We start from the raw sequence: 15,307 nt of genomic DNA on the forward strand, positions 1-15,307 counted from the left end.
CGTACGATCCAGAAGGAACGAGAAGTAGTACTCCTCGGCAATATCCGACGCCGGGGTCACCAACACCCGACGGACGACGTGCCCCTTGATGTCCAGCCCGAGGATCGTGCCGGCCTTGTCCGCGGCGTCGGCCGGGTCGCGGGCGAGCTTCACGCCGCCCGCCTTGCCGCGCCCGCCGACCTTCACCTGGGCCTTGACCACGACCGGCGTACCGAGGCGCGTCGCGGCCTCGCCGGCGGCGGCCGCGTCCTCGACGACTTCCTGACCAGGACCGATCGGCACGCCGTGCTGTGCGAACAGGTCTTTTGCTTGGTACTCGTACAGGTCCACGCGCCCGACCCCTCCAATTCAGGTCTGTGACCGGGGCCACCATGTGTTGTAGACTGTATGCAGTATGGAACAACTTGTCCAGGGAACCTGGAGGCCAGTGATGAGGACCTCAGCCGAACCCGCGCCAGGTGAGACACTCGACTTCCTCGGCCGCCGCTACGTCGTCGGCCCCTCCCCCGAAGCCCTTCTCGGCCGCGACCGCACCTGGATGCTGTGGCTGCCCTGGGCCGCGATGGCCGCGATCGGCATCCTCCAGTACGGCTTCGGCTCGCTCGTCCCCGCGCTCACCGAGCGCGGCTGGGCCGCCGTGGACGTGTTCTGGCTACTGGCACTGTGGACGGTCTTCCAGGCCGGCGCCGGATTCCCCGTCGCGTTCCTGCGGGAACGCGGCCGGATCGGCCCGCGCAGCGCCATGATCGCCGGCGCGGTCCTGCTCGCCGCCGGCCCACTCTCGCTGGCCCACGGGTCACCACTCGTTGCCCTGATCGGGTATTCGGTCCTCAGCGGCACCGGCGCCGGCCTGGTCTACGCGACCTGCTCGTCGACCGTGGCCAAGTGGTACCCCGAACGCACGGCCGCCAAGGTCAGCCTGGCCACCGGCGCGTTCGCCTACGGCTCGGTCCCGTTCGCCGTCGCGTTCCTGTTCACCGCCAACGGCGGCCCGCTGACGGCGATGCTGAACGTCACCGCCGCGGTCGTGTTCCTGGTCGTCCTGGGCGCCGGCCTCATCCTGCGTGACCCGCCGGCGCACTGGTGGCCGCCGACCGTCGACCCGCGCGAGTGGGCGCTGGACGGCCGGCGCAGCCCGGTCAACGCCGTGCGGCAGTTCTCCCCCCGCGAGGCGATGCGCACCGGCGTGGCGCCACTGATGTACCTGATCCTGTTCTGTGCCAGCGCCGTGTCGCTGTTCGACATCACGTTCCTGGCCACCCTGGGCGCGTCGCTTGACCTCACGGTCCTGGTGGTGGCCATCGGCACCGGCGTGCTGCTGGGCACCAACGGCGCCGGCCGGGCACTGGCGATCCGGGTGTCCGAACGCGCCGGCAGGACCAGGACACTGGGCTGGGTCCTGGCCGTTCTCGGTGTGGGACAACTGTTCCTGGCCGGCGCGGCGGCCTCCGGCTCGGGCGCGATGCTCGTCGCGGCGACGCTGCTGGCCGGCATCGGCGGCGGCGCGTTCTACCCGCTGTTCGCGAGCCTGGCCCGGGAGTTCTTCGGCGACCAGAGCGCCGGCGCCCGCCAGACCCACGCGGCGGTCTACAGCGCCAAGGCCTTCGGCGGCGTGCTCGGCGTTGGCCTGGCGGCCGTGGCGCTGCCGGAGTGGGGCTACCCGACGGTGTTCCTGCTGGCCACGGTGCTGGCGGTCGGATCAGGCGCGCTGTGCCTCAAGCTGCGCCAGCCGGGGCACCTGGTGTCGGCCCTGCCCGCCTGACCGGGGCAGATGAAAGGGACTGGACCGTACGGACCACGGTCCAGTCCCCGAAGGCCCCGGTCAGACCGAGGACCTGTCGCGCGTGGGCGCGGGCGCGGTACGCAGGTAGTCCTCCACCTCGCGCGCGGCCAGCTCACGCTGCTTGTTCATCGCGGCCGCGAGGCCGATCCCCAGCGGGCGGCCGTCGGCGTTGAAGGAGCCGAGCTTCTTCAGCCAGTTGCGCATCGTTCGATTCACCTCCTCATGGGCATCACGGGTAACCCTCGTTCGCGTCAGCGCGAACAGGGCGTGCTTGTACTCGGTCGGTCGCCCGCCTGGGGCGACGCGGAGAGGGAGCGTCAGGCCTTGGAGGCCCGTCGGCGCCGTCGGGCCGGCAGCGCGATCAGCTGCTGGTCGCCTTCGGCCACCCGCTGTTCGAGGTAGGACTTCCGTGTCCGCTCGGTGTGTTCCTTCATGATCGCGGCGGCACCGTCGGCGTCCCGGTTCTCGATCGCGTCGATCAGTTTGGCGTGCTCACGCCAGGACTGCTCCCCACGCTGCCGCGCGATCGGCGTGTAGTACCACCGAACCCGACGGTCCACCTGGGTGGCGAAGTCCAGCAACACCTTGTTGCCGGACAGTTCCGTGACACACCGGTGCACGGCCGCGTTCAACGCGACGGCGGTGTCCACGTCGTCTGACTCCAGAGCCTCACTGCCCTGTCGGTTCAGGTCGCGCAGGCGCGCGATGCCCTCGGCGTCGGCGTGCAGCGCGGCCAGCCGCGCTGATTCGCTCTCCAGCAGCGAACGGACCGCCAGCAGCTGGTCGGCCTCCTCCTCGGTGGGGGCATGGACGAACGCGCCGTAGCCCGGCCGCAGGTCCACCCAGCCCTCGTTGTTCAGCCACTGCAACGCCTCGCGTACCGGCTGACGCGACACTCCCAGCATCTGGGCCAGCTCGCTCTCGACCAGGTGTTGACCGGGTGCGAGACGCCGCGAGATGATCAGCTCCTGCATCGCCTGGTAGACGTGCTCGCGCAGGGGAACCGGCCGGTCGATCCGGCGAGCCGCCAGTTCCTTCGGCAACTCGTTCGACTGCATCGTGGCTCCATCGGGTAGAAGCTGAACTCCCAGACACCGCTGTTCGTTGTCTACAGCATACAGCGACTCCGCCGCCGATTACTTCTTCTCGTGAGCGCCTTCACAAAGAGTGACCGGAGCCACTCCCCCGACCGGGTCTTTTGCCCGTCGAGCTGGGAATCGGAACCTCACCGTCAGTCGCGCTGACAACATTGATCATTTGGATGATTTGGGAACCCCACCTAGGCTCCCCACGTCCCATGGACGATCGCTTACCAGACTGTCTTCGCTGCTCACGAACGTCGATGCGAAAAGGGGAAGATCTTTGTCCGGCGACTACATCACGGGAACCGCGCACGCCGCCACGCTCTCGTCCGCGATGAACGACTTCCACGAGGCGCTCACGTTCCGTTGGCGCGAACTCGTCGTGCAGCGCATCCAGGCGGTCGAAGATTTCCCCACCCGGGTTCGACGCTCCGTCTCCGCCGCCAACCACGTCCCGCTCTGGGACCACCTGTCCGCCCCCGCCGTCCACCACCTGCGCGGCGCCGGCGGCGGCTGCGCCTACGTCGCCTGGGTCGAGGGCGGCCAGGAAGGCTCGCTGGGCGGGGTGACCTGCGACGGGAAGACCGGCGTCACCGACGAGGAGGGCGTCGAGGTGATGGGCCCCAACGGCCGGATGGAGACCGTGCCGCCGTTCATCGAGTGCGGCATGGGCCAGATCCTGGGTGAGGTGGAGAACTGGGCCTGGGGCGAGCGCGAGTACACCTACTACGAGCTCCCCCTGTTCGACACCCAGGACATGGGCGCCATCAACGACGCCTACGACACGTTCATCGCCGTCGGCGGCCAGCTGGGCCTGGAGGCCGGCTCCGGCTCCGGCTCCGACGTTGGCTCGTTCACCCCGGTCAGCGAGCGTGAGCTGGTCGGCAAGGCCGAGGACCTGTCCGGCGCCCGCGCCCAGGGCCAGGACTGGTGGGCCGGCTGGACGGGGCTCGCCGCCTCCCGCGCCAAGGCCGGCTTCTTCGACTCCGTGACCCCCACCACCAACAACCAGTCGGGCATGGTCGGCTGCCTGGCCAACCTCTACGCCGCCCGCGGCGCGATCATCGAGAAGGGCCGCAACGACTCCCTGTACTGGATCCAGTGGGCCACCAAGTCGCTCAAGGAGACCCAGGCCATCAGCACCGACCTGGTCGCCGGCTGGAAGGTCATGCAGGGCATCGGCAGCGCCATCGCCATCAGCGGCGGCTGGACCGTCGCCGGCGGGGCCATCGGCGCGTCGATCGCCCTGGTCGGGTTCTGCGGGGAGAACCTGCTGCCCTCGGTGAAGACCGAGGGCTACGCCCACGACCTGGTCGCGGTCGTGGAGAAGCTCAACACCAAGGTCACCGAGCTGAACACCGAGCTGGACACCATGGAGACCGAGTACACCGGCGAGGTCAACAACCTCCAGTCGACCGTGTTCGGCATCCACAGCTTCAACCTGGAGCTCTACGACCTCACCCAGAACAACCCCGGCGGGGACGACCACGGCGCCGACGACTACACCGCCAACGTCGAGAACATCCTCAAGATCGGTCAGACCTGCTACGAGGCCGGCGAGTTCTACGACGGCCTGTGGCCCAGGATCGCCCAGACCTCCGACGCCGACGCCCACCTGACCGACAAGGACGGCGCGGCCACCGCCGGGGACACCGCGCTGCTCGAACTGCGGACGATGTTCGAGGGCTTCGTCAAGACCGCCTGCGGGCGCTACCTGGTGGCCGGCGACCAGACCGTGGCCGCCGCCGAGGACTACGCCCAGGTCGAGTCCGACCAGCAGGGCGCCTACGAACGGATCATGGACGACTGGGAGGAGGCCGGCGTCGGCGACCACGACAGCTCGCTGAACCCCGGGCAGGAGGCCGACGCCACCGACCGGGGCGACTACGACCCCTACGCCGACCACCCGGCCCTCGGCGGGGCCGACCCGGGCGCGGCGACGGGCGACGGCGAGGACTACGAGACCGACGCCGACACCCCGAACTGACGGGCTGACGGGGCTGAGCCGGGGGTTCGGTGGGCCGGGCCACGGTCCGTGTGGCCCGGCCCACCGAAGTTCACTCCACCGTCACTCCACCTCGGCCGGACGCTCGTCGGTGGTCGTCGCCACCTCGGCGATCTCCCGGTCGCGGTCACGGCGGACCTTGAGCAGGCTGGCGACCGTGGTCACCGCCAGGGTGCCGATGATGATCGCCAGCGACACCAGGATCGGGATCTCCGGCGCCCAGGACACACCGTCGTGGTGCAGGGCCTCCATCACCAGCTTCAGCCCGATGAAGCCGAGCACCACCGACAGGCCGATGCTCAGGTACACCAGCTTGTCCAGCAGCCCGCCGATGAGGAAGAACAGCTGGCGCAGGCCCATCAGCGCGAACGCGTTGGCCGTGAAGACCAGGTAGGGCTCCTTGGTCAGCCCGAAGATGGCCGGGATCGAGTCCAGCGCGAACAGCAGGTCGGTGGTGCCGATGGCGACCATCACGATCAGCATCGGGGTGACCATGCGCTTGCCGGCGACCTTCGTGGTGATCCGGGCGCCCTCGTACTGGTCGGTGGCCGGCAGGAACTTCTTCGCCACGCGCAGCATGGCGTTCTCCTTGAACTCCTCGTCATCGTCGTCGCCGTGGGTCATCAGCTTCCACGCCGTGTAGATGAGGAAGGCACCGAAGACGTAGAACAGCCAGTCGAAGCGGGTGATCGCCTCGTAGCCGACCATGATGAACACGCCGCGCATCACCAGCGCGATGACGATCCCGATCGACAACACCTTCTGCCGGTACTCTCGCGGCACGGCGAAGGAAGACATGATGATCACGAAGACGAACAGGTTGTCGACCGACAGTGAGTACTCGGTGATCCAGCCGGCGAAGAACTCACCGCCGAACTGCGGGCCCTCGAAGGCCAGGATGCCCAGGCCGAACAGCACCGCGAGCCCCACGTAGCAGCAGATCCACAGGGTGCACTCGCGCAGCGAGGGGTCACGCGGGTTGCGCGAGATGAGATAGAAGTCGAGACAGATGACGGCGGTCAGGCCGATCACGGTGACCAGCCACAACCACAGGGGGACGTTCATCGGCTACCTTTCGCCCGCGCGAGTACGACTCGTCGACGCGCCGCCGCCATCAACGGCGCGTCGACGAGTTCTCCCGGGGACTTGTTCTACTCGAGCGTAGTCAACGCGTCGTGGAGGTCGCCTTCCTGCCTTCCGGCTTGGCGACGTTCTTCCCGGGACGCGCCGGCGGCCGGTCGGCGGTGGGCGACGGGGTGCCCGCCGGCCGTCCGCCGCGGCGGGCCGCCCTGACCTGGCCGCGCATCGCCTTGCGGCGCTCCTTGGCCTCGAAGATGATCCGCGCGTGCTCGGCGTACCGCACGTAGACCTTGGCGGCGGCCGGGTTGTGCTCGGAGATCCGCTGCCAGTAACGGGGGGCGACCCGTTCGTGCATCCAGAGGAACCCGATCGAGAAGCCCGCGCTCACGATCCCCTGGTAGGCGAGGAACCCGAACACGTCCTCGGGCAGTCTCGGCGTTCCGCCGATGACCGCCGAGGTGGTCACCTCGTGCAGCAGACGGGCCGCCGGGTAGGCGATCAGCCAGTAGAGGGCGGCCGGGGCGAACCCGCCCAGGCGCACCTTGTTCTGCACGAGCAGCATCGTGTAGCCGGCGCCGAGCAGCGCCAGCGGGATGCCAAGGGCCAGGCCCGTCACCAGCGCCCAGCCGATGGGCTGGCCGACGAATCCGGCCAGCCCACCGGCCACGAGGCCGGCGATGAACCCGACGAAGAGCCCCGGTAGGAGCAGTTCGGCCAAACGGTAGAGGCGCATCGCGGTCATCCCCTAGTCCAGTACAACGCCGTACCTGAACAAGCTGTAGAACAGCATGCCGAGGTAGAACACCGCACCGAAGCCGATGATCGCGTTCGACCACCACTTCGGCCGGATCGGTTTGGGCAGCATCCTGTTGTTGACCAGCAACAACGTCACACAGTAGGCACCCATGGCGAACGAGGACAAGAACGCCAGCATGTCCAGGATCCCCGCCGGTCCGTCGGCCGGGCCGAACAACAGGATCATGATGCCGAAGGTGATGACGCCCCACAGGAACCCGGCGTAGAGGTGCGAGAGCCGGAACCGTCGCGCGCCGGGAACGTGGAAGTAGGTCATGTCCGCCTGCCCCCGGGAGAACGAGTCGAACAGACCCAGGGTCGCGTTCAACCCGATCAGCGCGATGAAGGCGAAGAACAACGTGCCGAGCACCGGGCTGCCGGCCGCGGCGAACGCGTCGGACATCGCCGAGAGCGCCGCGTCCCGGTCGCCACCCTCGATCAGCTCCTTGACGTTCGGGTTCTCCCTGGCCGCCGACCTGGCGAGCACGGTGAACGAGATCGTCACGAGCATCGTGATGCCCCAGAACAGGAGTAACGCGTCGAAGGTGACCCACTTGCGCCACCCGCGCCACTTCTCCATCTCCTGCGGGTTGTCCGTGTCGAACATGAACCCGCGGGCCGGCATCTCCTCTTCCTCCTTGGCCGACCGCAGGCCGCGGATCTTGGGCACGTGCGCGCCCATGCCGGCACCGGAGTCACGCAGGTGCAGCGTGTACCACATCTGCTGCATGCCCGACGGGCCGGCGAACGCGATCGAGCCGACGACCACCGGGAACCACGCCTCGGTGAACATGTCGTCTGGCAGGTACCCGAAGGCGAACATGCCGGCCAGCGTGCTGCCCAGGTCGTCCCAGCTGCCGACGATGGAGGCGATGACCGCCGTGCCGACCACCAGCGTGCCGATGAGGATCGCGAGCACGTTCTCCAGCAGGTCGTAGATGACACTGGCCAGGCTGAACAGGATCCCGACCAGGATCAGGGCGACGCAGGCGGTCACGACCCACGGGATGCCCGTTATCTCCTCGAACGCCGCCGCGCCCGCGGAGAGGTGACCCGGCCAGATGTAGACCAGGATCGCCGTGACGAAGAAGAACCACATCAGGGGTTTGAACACCCGTGCGGCGCCGGAGAAGATGCTCTCCCCCGTCGCCATCGCGTAACGCGCCATCTCGAGCATCACCACGGCCTGGAGGGTGACGCCGATCAGGAAGAGCCATCGGATCTCGGGTCCGAAGACCAGGACCAGTCGCGGCCACATGTACGACTCGCCCATACCGACACCGAGCGCGACCAGGAACACGGTCGGGCCCAGCAGGTGGATGGACGGTGGTGCGTCTGGTAGCGGGCGAATCGGCATGGGTTCGAGCCCCCCGGCTCGCCATACCCGTTCCTCCCCGTCGACAGTGGCCTCACCACTGCCGGCGACAGGAGGGTTGTGAGAATCCACCATTGGACCTCCAGTGTTCGGTTACTACCGCCTGCCTGCCTGTCGACCCCTGCGGGTGGCCGCCGTTTTCCGTCCCGGCGGCCACCCCGTGAAAACGCGAAATGGTCGGCCAGTTAGCCGATCAGGCCGGCGGCCCTCGCCCACCGGTACTTGGCACCGAGGACCGCCACTGGCCGCTCGGTGGTGTAGGGATACGCGATCACCCGGTGCTCGAAGAGGTAGTCGCAGGCCTGCTCGACCTCGGTGTCGCCGGCCAGCGACGCCACCACCGGCTTGTCGATCCCCTTGGCGCGCGCCTCGGCGAGCACCTTGGCGGTCAACTCGGCGAACACCATCGGCGGGGTGACGATCGTGTGCCAGTAGCCGAGGATCAGCGCGTGGATGCGCGGGTCCTCCAGGCCAAGGCGGATCGTCGCCTCGTAGGTCGATGGCGGCTCGCCGCCGGTGATGTCGATCGGGTTGCCCGCCGCGCCGAACGGCGGGATGAACGCACGGAACGACTCGTCCAGGTCCGGCGGAATGTCCATCAGGGACAGTCCTTCGGCGACACAGGCGTCCGACAGCAGCACTCCACTGCCGCCGGCACCGGTGATGATGACGACGTTCTCGCCCTGGGGGGTCGGCAACAGGGGCAGACCCCGCGCGTACTCGAGCATCTCGTTCAGCCCGGGCGCCCGAACCACGCCCGCCTGGCGGAGGATGTCGTCGTACACCTTGTCGTCGCCGGCGAGCGCACCGGTGTGCGAGCTGGCTGCCCGCGCACCCATGTCGGTACGGCCCGCCTTGAGCACGACGACCGGCTTCTTCTTGGTCATGCGCTTCGCGGCCTCCACGAACGCACGGCCGTCCTTCAGGTCCTCCAGGTGCATGGCGACACACTGGGTGTTGTCGTCGTGCTCGAAGAAGGTCAGCAGATCATCCTCGTCCACATCGGACTTGTTGCCCAGCCCGACGATCGCCGAGACACCCATCTTCGTGGTGCGGGCGAAGCCCAGGATGGCCATGCCGATGCCGCCGGACTGGGACGTCAGTGCCACGCCGCCGCGCACGTCGTAGGGCGTGCAGAACGTCGCGCACAGGCTCTCCGGCGTGTAGTAGTAGCCGTAGATGTTCGGCCCGAGCATCCGGACCTTGTACCGGGTGGCGATCTCGACGATCTCGTCCTGCAGCTCCTGGTTGCCGGTCTCGGCGAACCCGGACGGGATCATCACCACCGCGGTGACACCCTTCTCGCCGCACTCGGTGAGCGCGGCCGGCACGAACTTCGCCGGCACCGCGAACACCGCGACGTCCACGTCACCCGGCACGTCACCGACCGACTTGTACGCCTTGCGGCCCATGATCTCGTCGGCCTTGGGGTTGATCGGGTGGATCTCGCCCGCGAACCCGCCGTTGATCAGGTTCTTCATCACCGAGTTGCCGATCTTGCCGGCCTGGTCCGACGCGCCGATGACGGCCACCGAGCGCGGCTTCATCATCGTGTTCATCGCCTGGAGGATCTCCTCCTGGCTGTAGCGCACCGGCTCGGAACGCTCCTGGGTCTCCAGCAGGATCCGCACGTCGGCCGCCACCGCGCCGCTCGCCGAGGCGAACACCGGGTTCAGGTCGAACTCGCTGATCTGCGGGAAGTCGGTGACCAGTTGGGAGACCTTCTGGATCACGTCGGACAGCGCGTCCAGGTCGACCGGGTCGGCACCCCGGGCGCCCTGGAGCACCTCGGCCGCCTGGATCCCGGTGACCATCGACCGCGCCTCGGCGGCGTCCAGCGGCGCCAGCCGGAAGGTCACGTCCTTGAGCACCTCGACCAGCACGCCGCCCAGACCGAACGCCACGATCTTGCCGAACGTGCCGTCGGTGGTGGCGCCGACGATGACCTCGGTGCCGCCGGCACCGACCATCTGCTGGATCTGCACGCCGGTGATCGACGCGTCCGCCTTGTACGCCTTGGCGTTGGCGATGATCGTGTCGAACGCCGCCCGCGCCTCGTCGGCACCGGAGACGCCGACGATGACGCCGCCGGCCTCGGTCTTGTGCAGGATGTCCGGCGACACGATCTTGGCCGCCACCGGTTGACCGATCTCCTCGGCGAGCTTCGCCGCCTCGTCCGCCGTCGTGGCGAGACCCTCTCGTGGGGTCGGGATACCGTACGCGTCGCAGACCCGCTTGCCCTCGGGGGCGGTGAGCGAGTCCCGACCCTCGGCCCGGACCGTGTCCAGGACCTCGCGGACGGCCGCCTTGTCTACTTCGGACATTGGCTCAGATCACTCCATTCGCCTTGAGCTCGGCGAGCTCCTGCTCGGACACGCCCAGCTCACTGCCGTAGATTTCGTTGTTGTGCTCGCCGAGCAGCGGAGAGCGCCTGACCTCCGCCGGCGAGTCGGACAGCTTGATCGGCATGCCGACCGTGGTGAACTCGCCGCGCTCCGGGTGGTCGACCTTGACGACGATCTCGTTGTCGGCCAACGAGGCGTCCTCGATGATCTCCTTGGTCGACAGGATCGGCCCGCAGGGGATGTTGTGCTCGTTGAGCATCGCGAGCACGTCCCACTTGCCGTGGTTGACCGACCAGTCCTCGATCAGCTGGAACATCTTGTCCAGCTTGTTGAGCCGCGCCTCCGGCGTCGACCACTCCGGGTCGTCGATCAGCTCCGGGCGGCCGATCAGCTTGGCGATCGGCTCCCAGCCCACCGGCTGCACGATGACGTAGATGTAGTCGTTCGGGCCGCCCGGCGCGCAGCGCACCGCCCAGCCCGGCTGCCCGCCGCCCGAGGCGTTGCCCGAGCGGGGCACCTCATCGCCGAACTCCTCGTTCGGGTACTCGTTGAGCGGGCCGTGCGCCAGCCGCTGCTGGTCGCGCAGCTTGACCCGGCACAGGTTGAGCACGGCGTGCTGCATGGCGACGGTGACCCGCTGCCCACGGCCGGTGTGCTCGCGCTGGTAGAGGGCGGCCAGGATGCCGGCGACGGTGTGCATGCCGGTGCCGGAGTCACCGATCTGCGAGCCGGTCGCCAGCGGCGGGCCGTCCTCGAAGCCGGTGGTCGCCATCGAGCCGCCCATGGCCTGGGCGACGACCTCGTAGGCCTTGAAGTGGGTGTAGGGGCCGTCGCCGAAGCCCTTGATGGAGGCGTAGATCAGCCGGGGGTTGATCTCCTGGAGCTTCTCCCAGGAGAAGCCCATCCGGTCGATCGCGCCGGGGCCGAAGTTCTCCGCCAGGATGTCGAAGTCCTTCACCATCTCGGTGAACAGTTCCTTGCCCCGCGCGGACTTCATGTTCAGCGTGATGCTGCGCTTGTTGCAGTTCAGCATCGTGAAATAGAGACTGTCCACATCGGGCAGGTCCCGCAGCTGCTTGCGCGTGATGTCACCGCTCGGGGCCTCGATCTTGACCACGTCGGCGCCCAGCCACGCCAGGATCTGCGTACAGGACGGTCCACTTTGGACGTGGGTCATGTCGAGGACCCGGACACCCTCGAGTGCTTTGCGCATGCCGAGTCCCCTTACTTGTACATGGTCTGGTTCATCGTCCCCGGCGCGTAGACCTCGGGGTCGACCCAGACGTTGATCAGCGACGGCAGACCGCTGTCCCGCGCGCGCTCCAGGGCGGGACGGATGTCCTTGGGGTCGCGGACCTCCTCGCCGTAGCCGCCGAGCAGCCGGGCGAACTCGTCGTAGCGGACGTCACCCAGGGTGTTGCCCACCCGGCCCCGGTCGGCGCCATACTTCTGGATCTGGCCGTAGCGGATCTGGTTCATCGACGAGTTGTTGCCGACGATGCCGACGAAGGGCAGGTTGAACCGCACCAGGGTCTCGAAGTCGAAGCCGGTGAGGCTGAACGCGCCGTCGCCGAACAGCGCGACGACCTCCTTGTCCGGCCTGGCGTACTTGGCGGCCATCACGAACGGCACGCCGACGCCGAGGGTCCCCAGTGGACCGGGGTCCATCCAGTGGCCGGGCGACTTGGGCTGCACGACCTGACCGGAGAAGGTGACGATGTCGCCGCCGTCGCCGATGTAGATGGAGTCCTCGGTGAGGAACTCGTTGATCTCGTGCACCAGCCGGTACGGGTCGATCGGCGCGGCGTCGGACAGCTGGCGGGGCAGGCGCTTCTCGAAGGCCTGGGTCTCCACCGCGCGCAGCTCCTCCAGCCACGACTTGCGCCCGGTGGCACCGTTGTCGACCCGGCCGGAGGTGGCCTGGGTGACCGCGGCGAGCACCGCGCCGGCGTCGCCGACGATGCCGAGGTCGATGTCGCGGTTCTTGCCGACCGTGCGGTAGTCCAGGTCGATCTGCACCACGGTGGCCTGCTGCGAGAGGCGCTTGCCGTAGCCCATCCGGAAGTCGAACGGGGTGCCGACGATGATGATCAGGTCGGCGTTCTGGAAGGCGTAGCGGCGGGCCAGTTGCAGGTGGTGCGGGTCGCCGGGCGGCAGGGTGCCGCGGCCGGAGCCGTTCATGAACGCCGGCACGTTGAGCGCGCGGACGAACTCGGTGGCCGCGTCGGTGCCCCTGGTCGTCCAGACCTGGCTGCCGAGCAGCACGCAGGGCTTCTCGGCGTTGACGACCAGGTCGGCCAGGCGCTCGATGGCCGCCGGGTCACCGGCGGTCCTCGTCGAGGCGCGGTAGGCGCCCGCCTTCGGGATGCGGGCCTTGTCCAGCGGGACCTTGGCGTCCAGCACGTCACGCGGGATCTCCAGGAAGGAGGGTCCCGGCGCGCCGTGGAAGCACTCGCGGAAGGCCATCGACACCAGGTCGGCCGCGCGCTCGGTGCTGGGCACCGTGGCGGCGAACTTGGTGATCGGGGTCATCATGTCGACGTGCGGCAGGTCCTGCAGCGAGCCCATCTTGTGCTGGGTGAGCGCGCCCTGGCCGCCGATGAGCAGCATCGGGCTCTCCGCGCGCAGCGCGTTGGCCACGCCGGTCACCGCGTCGGTGGTGCCCGGGCCGGCGGTGACGACCGCGCAGCCGGGCTTGCCGGTGATCCGTGCGTAGCCGTCGGCCGCGTGCGCGGCGACCTGCTCGTGGCGTACGTCGATGACGTCGATGCCCTCGTCGACGCAGCCGTCGTAGATGTCGATGATGTGCCCGCCGCAGAGCGTGAAGATCACGTCCACGCCTTCGGCCTTGAGCGCTTTGGCCACCAGATGACCGCCGGAGATCATCTCCGGGTTCTCCTGACCGTCGCCGCCCGGCGTCTCCCGGACCGTTGAAGCCATGTGACTCGTCATCTCCTCATGTCATCGTGTGGGGGAGGTGGCGCATACTGCATACCGTATGACTCTAATGACGGCCAGCGTCCCGGTCTACGTTTTGTCATCCGCGCCTGTCGATGCTGTTGTCTGATCCCGTCCACGCCGGCCCCGAGCGGGCGGTCGCAAGACCCCCGCATGCCCGTTGACCAGCACTTCCGTGTTCATCTCTTCTCGTTTCGCGCAACATCTCATACTGTATGCTGCATACCAAATGAACACAAGAACGGAGCTTACGCGGTGAAAGTTGCTGTTCTTGGGGCCGGAGCCATCGGCGCTTACGTCGGTGCGGCGCTGCACCGGGCAGGAGCCGAGGTGCACCTCATAGCCAGAGGCCCCCATCTGAAGGAGATCCGACAATCGGGCGTGCGGGTGCTCAGCCCGCGCGGCGACTTCACGAGCCGTCCACACGCGACCGACGACCCGACCGAGGTAGGACCGGTCGACCACATCTTCCTTGGCCTGAAAGCGAACCGGTACGCCGAGGCGGGCCCGATGATCAAGCCGTTGTTGCACGACGGCACCACGATCATCGCCGCCCAGAACGGCATCCCCTGGTGGTACTTCCACGGCGTGCCAGGACAGTACGCCGGGCACCGGATCGACAGCGTCGACCCCGACGGCGCGGTCTCCGCCGCGCTCCCGGTCGAACGCGCGATCGGCTGCGTGGTCTACGCGGCCACCGAGATCGAGTCCCCCGGAGTCATCCGGCACCTGGAGGGCACCCGGTTCTCCATCGGCGAGCCCACCGGCGAGATCTCCGCCAGATGCACCGAGTTCGCCGAGGCGATGGTCGCCGGCGGTCTCAAGTGTCCGGTCGAGGCGGACCTGCGCAAGGACATCTGGCTCAAGCTCATGGGCAACATCGCCTTCAACCCGATCAGCGCGCTGACCAGGGCGACGATGGCCGGCATCTGCCGGCACCTGAGCACCCGCGAGCTGGTCGTCGAGATGATGCGCGAAACCCTCGACGTGGCCGCCAGACTCGGGTCCCACCCCGAGATCTCCATCGAACGGCGACTGGCCGGCGCCGAACGCGCCGGCGAGCACAAGACCTCCACCCTGCAGGACCTGGAGAAGGGCAAGCCGCTCGAACTCGACGTCATCCTCAAGGCCGTGGTCGAGCTGGCCGACCTGACCGGCGCCGCGGCGCCGACCGTGCGCGTGGTCAGCGCCCTGGCCGACCTGCTCAACGAGCAGGTCGCGGTCAACCCCCAGCTCAACCCGCAGTTGACCCGCTGATCCGGGCAGTTCCACGACGCGGCGCGTGCCCCCGGCGAGACCCGCCGGGGGCACGCGCCGGCCGGGGGACAATGGACCTATGGCGGACGACCCGGTGGTACTGGCCGTGCACGCGGCCACCGAACACACCTTCAGCAAGGAGAACAGGTCGTCGATCACCCTGCACGAGGGACTCGGCGTCCACGGCGACGCGCACTACGGCGCCACCGTCCAGCACCGGTCACGGGTCGCGGCCGACCCGTCACAGCCCAACCTGCGCCAGGTGCACCTGATCCCCGTCGAACTGTTCGACCTGGTCGCCGGCGCCGGGTACACCGTGCGCGCCGGCCAGCTCGGCGAGAACATCACCACCCGCCACCTCGACCTGATGGGCCTACCCGTCGGCACCCGGCTGACCATCGGTGACGCGGTGATCACCGTGACCGGCCTGCGCAACCCGTGCGGACAGATCAACGGCCTCCAGCAGGGCCTGCTCAAACAGGTCCTGCGCACCACCGAGTCCGGCGAGGTCCAGCGACTGGCCGGGGTGATGGGCATCGTCTCCCGCTCGGGCCAGGTCCGCCCTGGCGACCGGGTCGAGGTGGCGCTGCCGCCCCGACCGCACTTCCCGCTGGCGCGGGTCTGACG

The 15,307-nt window shown here is 68.5% G+C and carries 13 protein-coding genes; 4 read left to right on the top strand and 9 right to left on the bottom strand.

The features are described from left to right. A partial coding sequence (locus BLA60_RS41160; protein WP_211289025.1) for an ATP-grasp domain-containing protein occupies positions 1 to 330 on the bottom strand: 330 nt, incomplete at its 3' end. A gap of 100 nt (positions 331 to 430) precedes the next feature. Here BLA60_RS41160 and BLA60_RS41165 point away from each other — a divergent pair. Further along, complete coding sequence (locus BLA60_RS41165; RefSeq protein WP_075138537.1) at positions 431 to 1,762, top strand: OFA family MFS transporter; 1,332 nt, start codon at positions 431 to 433, stop codon at positions 1,760 to 1,762. Between the two features lie 60 nt (positions 1,763 to 1,822). Here BLA60_RS41165 and BLA60_RS44715 read toward each other — a convergent pair whose 3' ends face one another. Both BLA60_RS44715 and BLA60_RS41170 read right to left on the bottom strand, forming a co-directional pair. Further along, a complete protein-coding gene (locus BLA60_RS44715; protein WP_170108442.1) occupies positions 1,823 to 1,987 on the bottom strand; it encodes a hypothetical protein in 165 nt (54 codons plus the stop codon). A 113-nt stretch (positions 1,988 to 2,100) separates the two neighbouring features. After that, positions 2,101 to 2,841 (bottom strand): GntR family transcriptional regulator, encoded by a 741-nt coding sequence (locus BLA60_RS41170; RefSeq protein WP_075138538.1) that lies wholly within the window; start codon positions 2,839 to 2,841, stop codon positions 2,101 to 2,103. Between the two features lie 304 nt (positions 2,842 to 3,145). Here BLA60_RS41170 and BLA60_RS41175 point away from each other — a divergent pair, with 304 nt between their 5' ends. Beyond that, positions 3,146 to 4,852, top strand: coding sequence for a hypothetical protein (locus BLA60_RS41175; protein WP_245812513.1), 1,707 nt, complete (start codon positions 3,146 to 3,148; stop codon positions 4,850 to 4,852). 81 nt (positions 4,853 to 4,933) lie between these two features. Here the strand turns inward: BLA60_RS41175 and BLA60_RS41180 are convergent, their stop codons facing one another. The 6 genes from BLA60_RS41180 to BLA60_RS41205 all read right to left on the bottom strand — a co-directional run bounded on the left by BLA60_RS41180 (position 4,934) and on the right by BLA60_RS41205 (position 13,405). Then, the gene (locus BLA60_RS41180; protein ID WP_075138539.1) at positions 4,934 to 5,935 is read right to left on the bottom strand and encodes a TerC family protein; all 1,002 of its coding nucleotides are present in this window, start codon (positions 5,933 to 5,935) and stop codon (positions 4,934 to 4,936) included. 100 nt (positions 5,936 to 6,035) lie between these two features. Beyond that, the gene (locus BLA60_RS41185; RefSeq protein ID WP_211289026.1) at positions 6,036 to 6,683 is read right to left on the bottom strand and encodes a hypothetical protein; all 648 of its coding nucleotides are present in this window, start codon (positions 6,681 to 6,683) and stop codon (positions 6,036 to 6,038) included. A gap of 12 nt (positions 6,684 to 6,695) precedes the next feature. After that, positions 6,696 to 8,102: an Nramp family divalent metal transporter gene (locus BLA60_RS41190; RefSeq protein ID WP_245812514.1), complete on the bottom strand. Its 1,407-nt coding sequence runs from the start codon at positions 8,100 to 8,102 to the stop codon at positions 6,696 to 6,698. 203 nt (positions 8,103 to 8,305) lie between these two features. Continuing rightward, a complete protein-coding gene (locus BLA60_RS41195) occupies positions 8,306 to 10,444 on the bottom strand; it encodes an acetate--CoA ligase family protein (RefSeq protein ID WP_075138542.1) in 2,139 nt (712 codons plus the stop codon). A 4-nt stretch (positions 10,445 to 10,448) separates the two neighbouring features. Then, the gene (gene frc, locus BLA60_RS41200) at positions 10,449 to 11,678 is read right to left on the bottom strand and encodes a formyl-CoA transferase (RefSeq protein ID WP_075138543.1); all 1,230 of its coding nucleotides are present in this window, start codon (positions 11,676 to 11,678) and stop codon (positions 10,449 to 10,451) included. Positions 11,679 to 11,689: 11 nt separating this feature from the next. After that, entirely contained in the window at positions 11,690 to 13,405 is a 1,716-nt protein-coding gene (locus BLA60_RS41205; protein WP_075138544.1) for a thiamine pyrophosphate-binding protein, read from the bottom strand. A gap of 273 nt (positions 13,406 to 13,678) precedes the next feature. Here BLA60_RS41205 and BLA60_RS41210 point away from each other — a divergent pair, with 273 nt between their 5' ends. Next, positions 13,679 to 14,680 carry a 2-dehydropantoate 2-reductase gene (locus BLA60_RS41210; protein WP_075138545.1) on the top strand — a complete coding sequence of 334 codons (1,002 nt, stop codon included), beginning with the start codon at positions 13,679 to 13,681 and terminating at the stop codon, positions 14,678 to 14,680. Positions 14,681 to 14,759: 79 nt separating this feature from the next. Continuing rightward, positions 14,760 to 15,305: an MOSC domain-containing protein gene (locus tag BLA60_RS41215; RefSeq protein WP_075138546.1), complete on the top strand. Its 546-nt coding sequence runs from the start codon at positions 14,760 to 14,762 to the stop codon at positions 15,303 to 15,305. Positions 15,306 to 15,307 lie beyond the last annotated feature (2 nt).

Source organism: Actinophytocola xinjiangensis (genome assembly GCF_001921215.1).
Classification (GTDB): Bacteria; Actinomycetota; Actinomycetes; order Mycobacteriales; family Pseudonocardiaceae; genus Actinophytocola; species Actinophytocola xinjiangensis.

Excerpts from the sequence above, each read along its gene's own strand:
- BLA60_RS41165 (WP_075138537.1), top strand. The coding sequence starts at position 431 with ATGAGGACCTCAGCCGAACCCGCGCCAGGTGAGACACTCGACTTCCTC.
- BLA60_RS44715 (WP_170108442.1), bottom strand. The coding sequence starts at position 1,987 with ATGCGCAACTGGCTGAAGAAGCTCGGCTCCTTCAACGCCGACGGCCGC.
- BLA60_RS41170 (WP_075138538.1), bottom strand. The coding sequence starts at position 2,841 with ATGCAGTCGAACGAGTTGCCGAAGGAACTGGCGGCTCGCCGGATCGAC.
- BLA60_RS41180 (WP_075138539.1), bottom strand. The coding sequence starts at position 5,935 with ATGAACGTCCCCCTGTGGTTGTGGCTGGTCACCGTGATCGGCCTGACC.
- BLA60_RS41185 (WP_211289026.1), bottom strand. The coding sequence starts at position 6,683 with ATGCGCCTCTACCGTTTGGCCGAACTGCTCCTACCGGGGCTCTTCGTC.
- BLA60_RS41190 (WP_245812514.1), bottom strand. The coding sequence starts at position 8,102 with ATGCCGATTCGCCCGCTACCAGACGCACCACCGTCCATCCACCTGCTG.
- BLA60_RS41195 (WP_075138542.1), bottom strand. The coding sequence starts at position 10,444 with ATGTCCGAAGTAGACAAGGCGGCCGTCCGCGAGGTCCTGGACACGGTC.
- frc (WP_075138543.1), bottom strand. The coding sequence starts at position 11,678 with ATGCGCAAAGCACTCGAGGGTGTCCGGGTCCTCGACATGACCCACGTC.
- BLA60_RS41205 (WP_075138544.1), bottom strand. The coding sequence starts at position 13,405 with ATGGCTTCAACGGTCCGGGAGACGCCGGGCGGCGACGGTCAGGAGAAC.
- BLA60_RS41215 (WP_075138546.1), top strand. The coding sequence starts at position 14,760 with ATGGCGGACGACCCGGTGGTACTGGCCGTGCACGCGGCCACCGAACAC.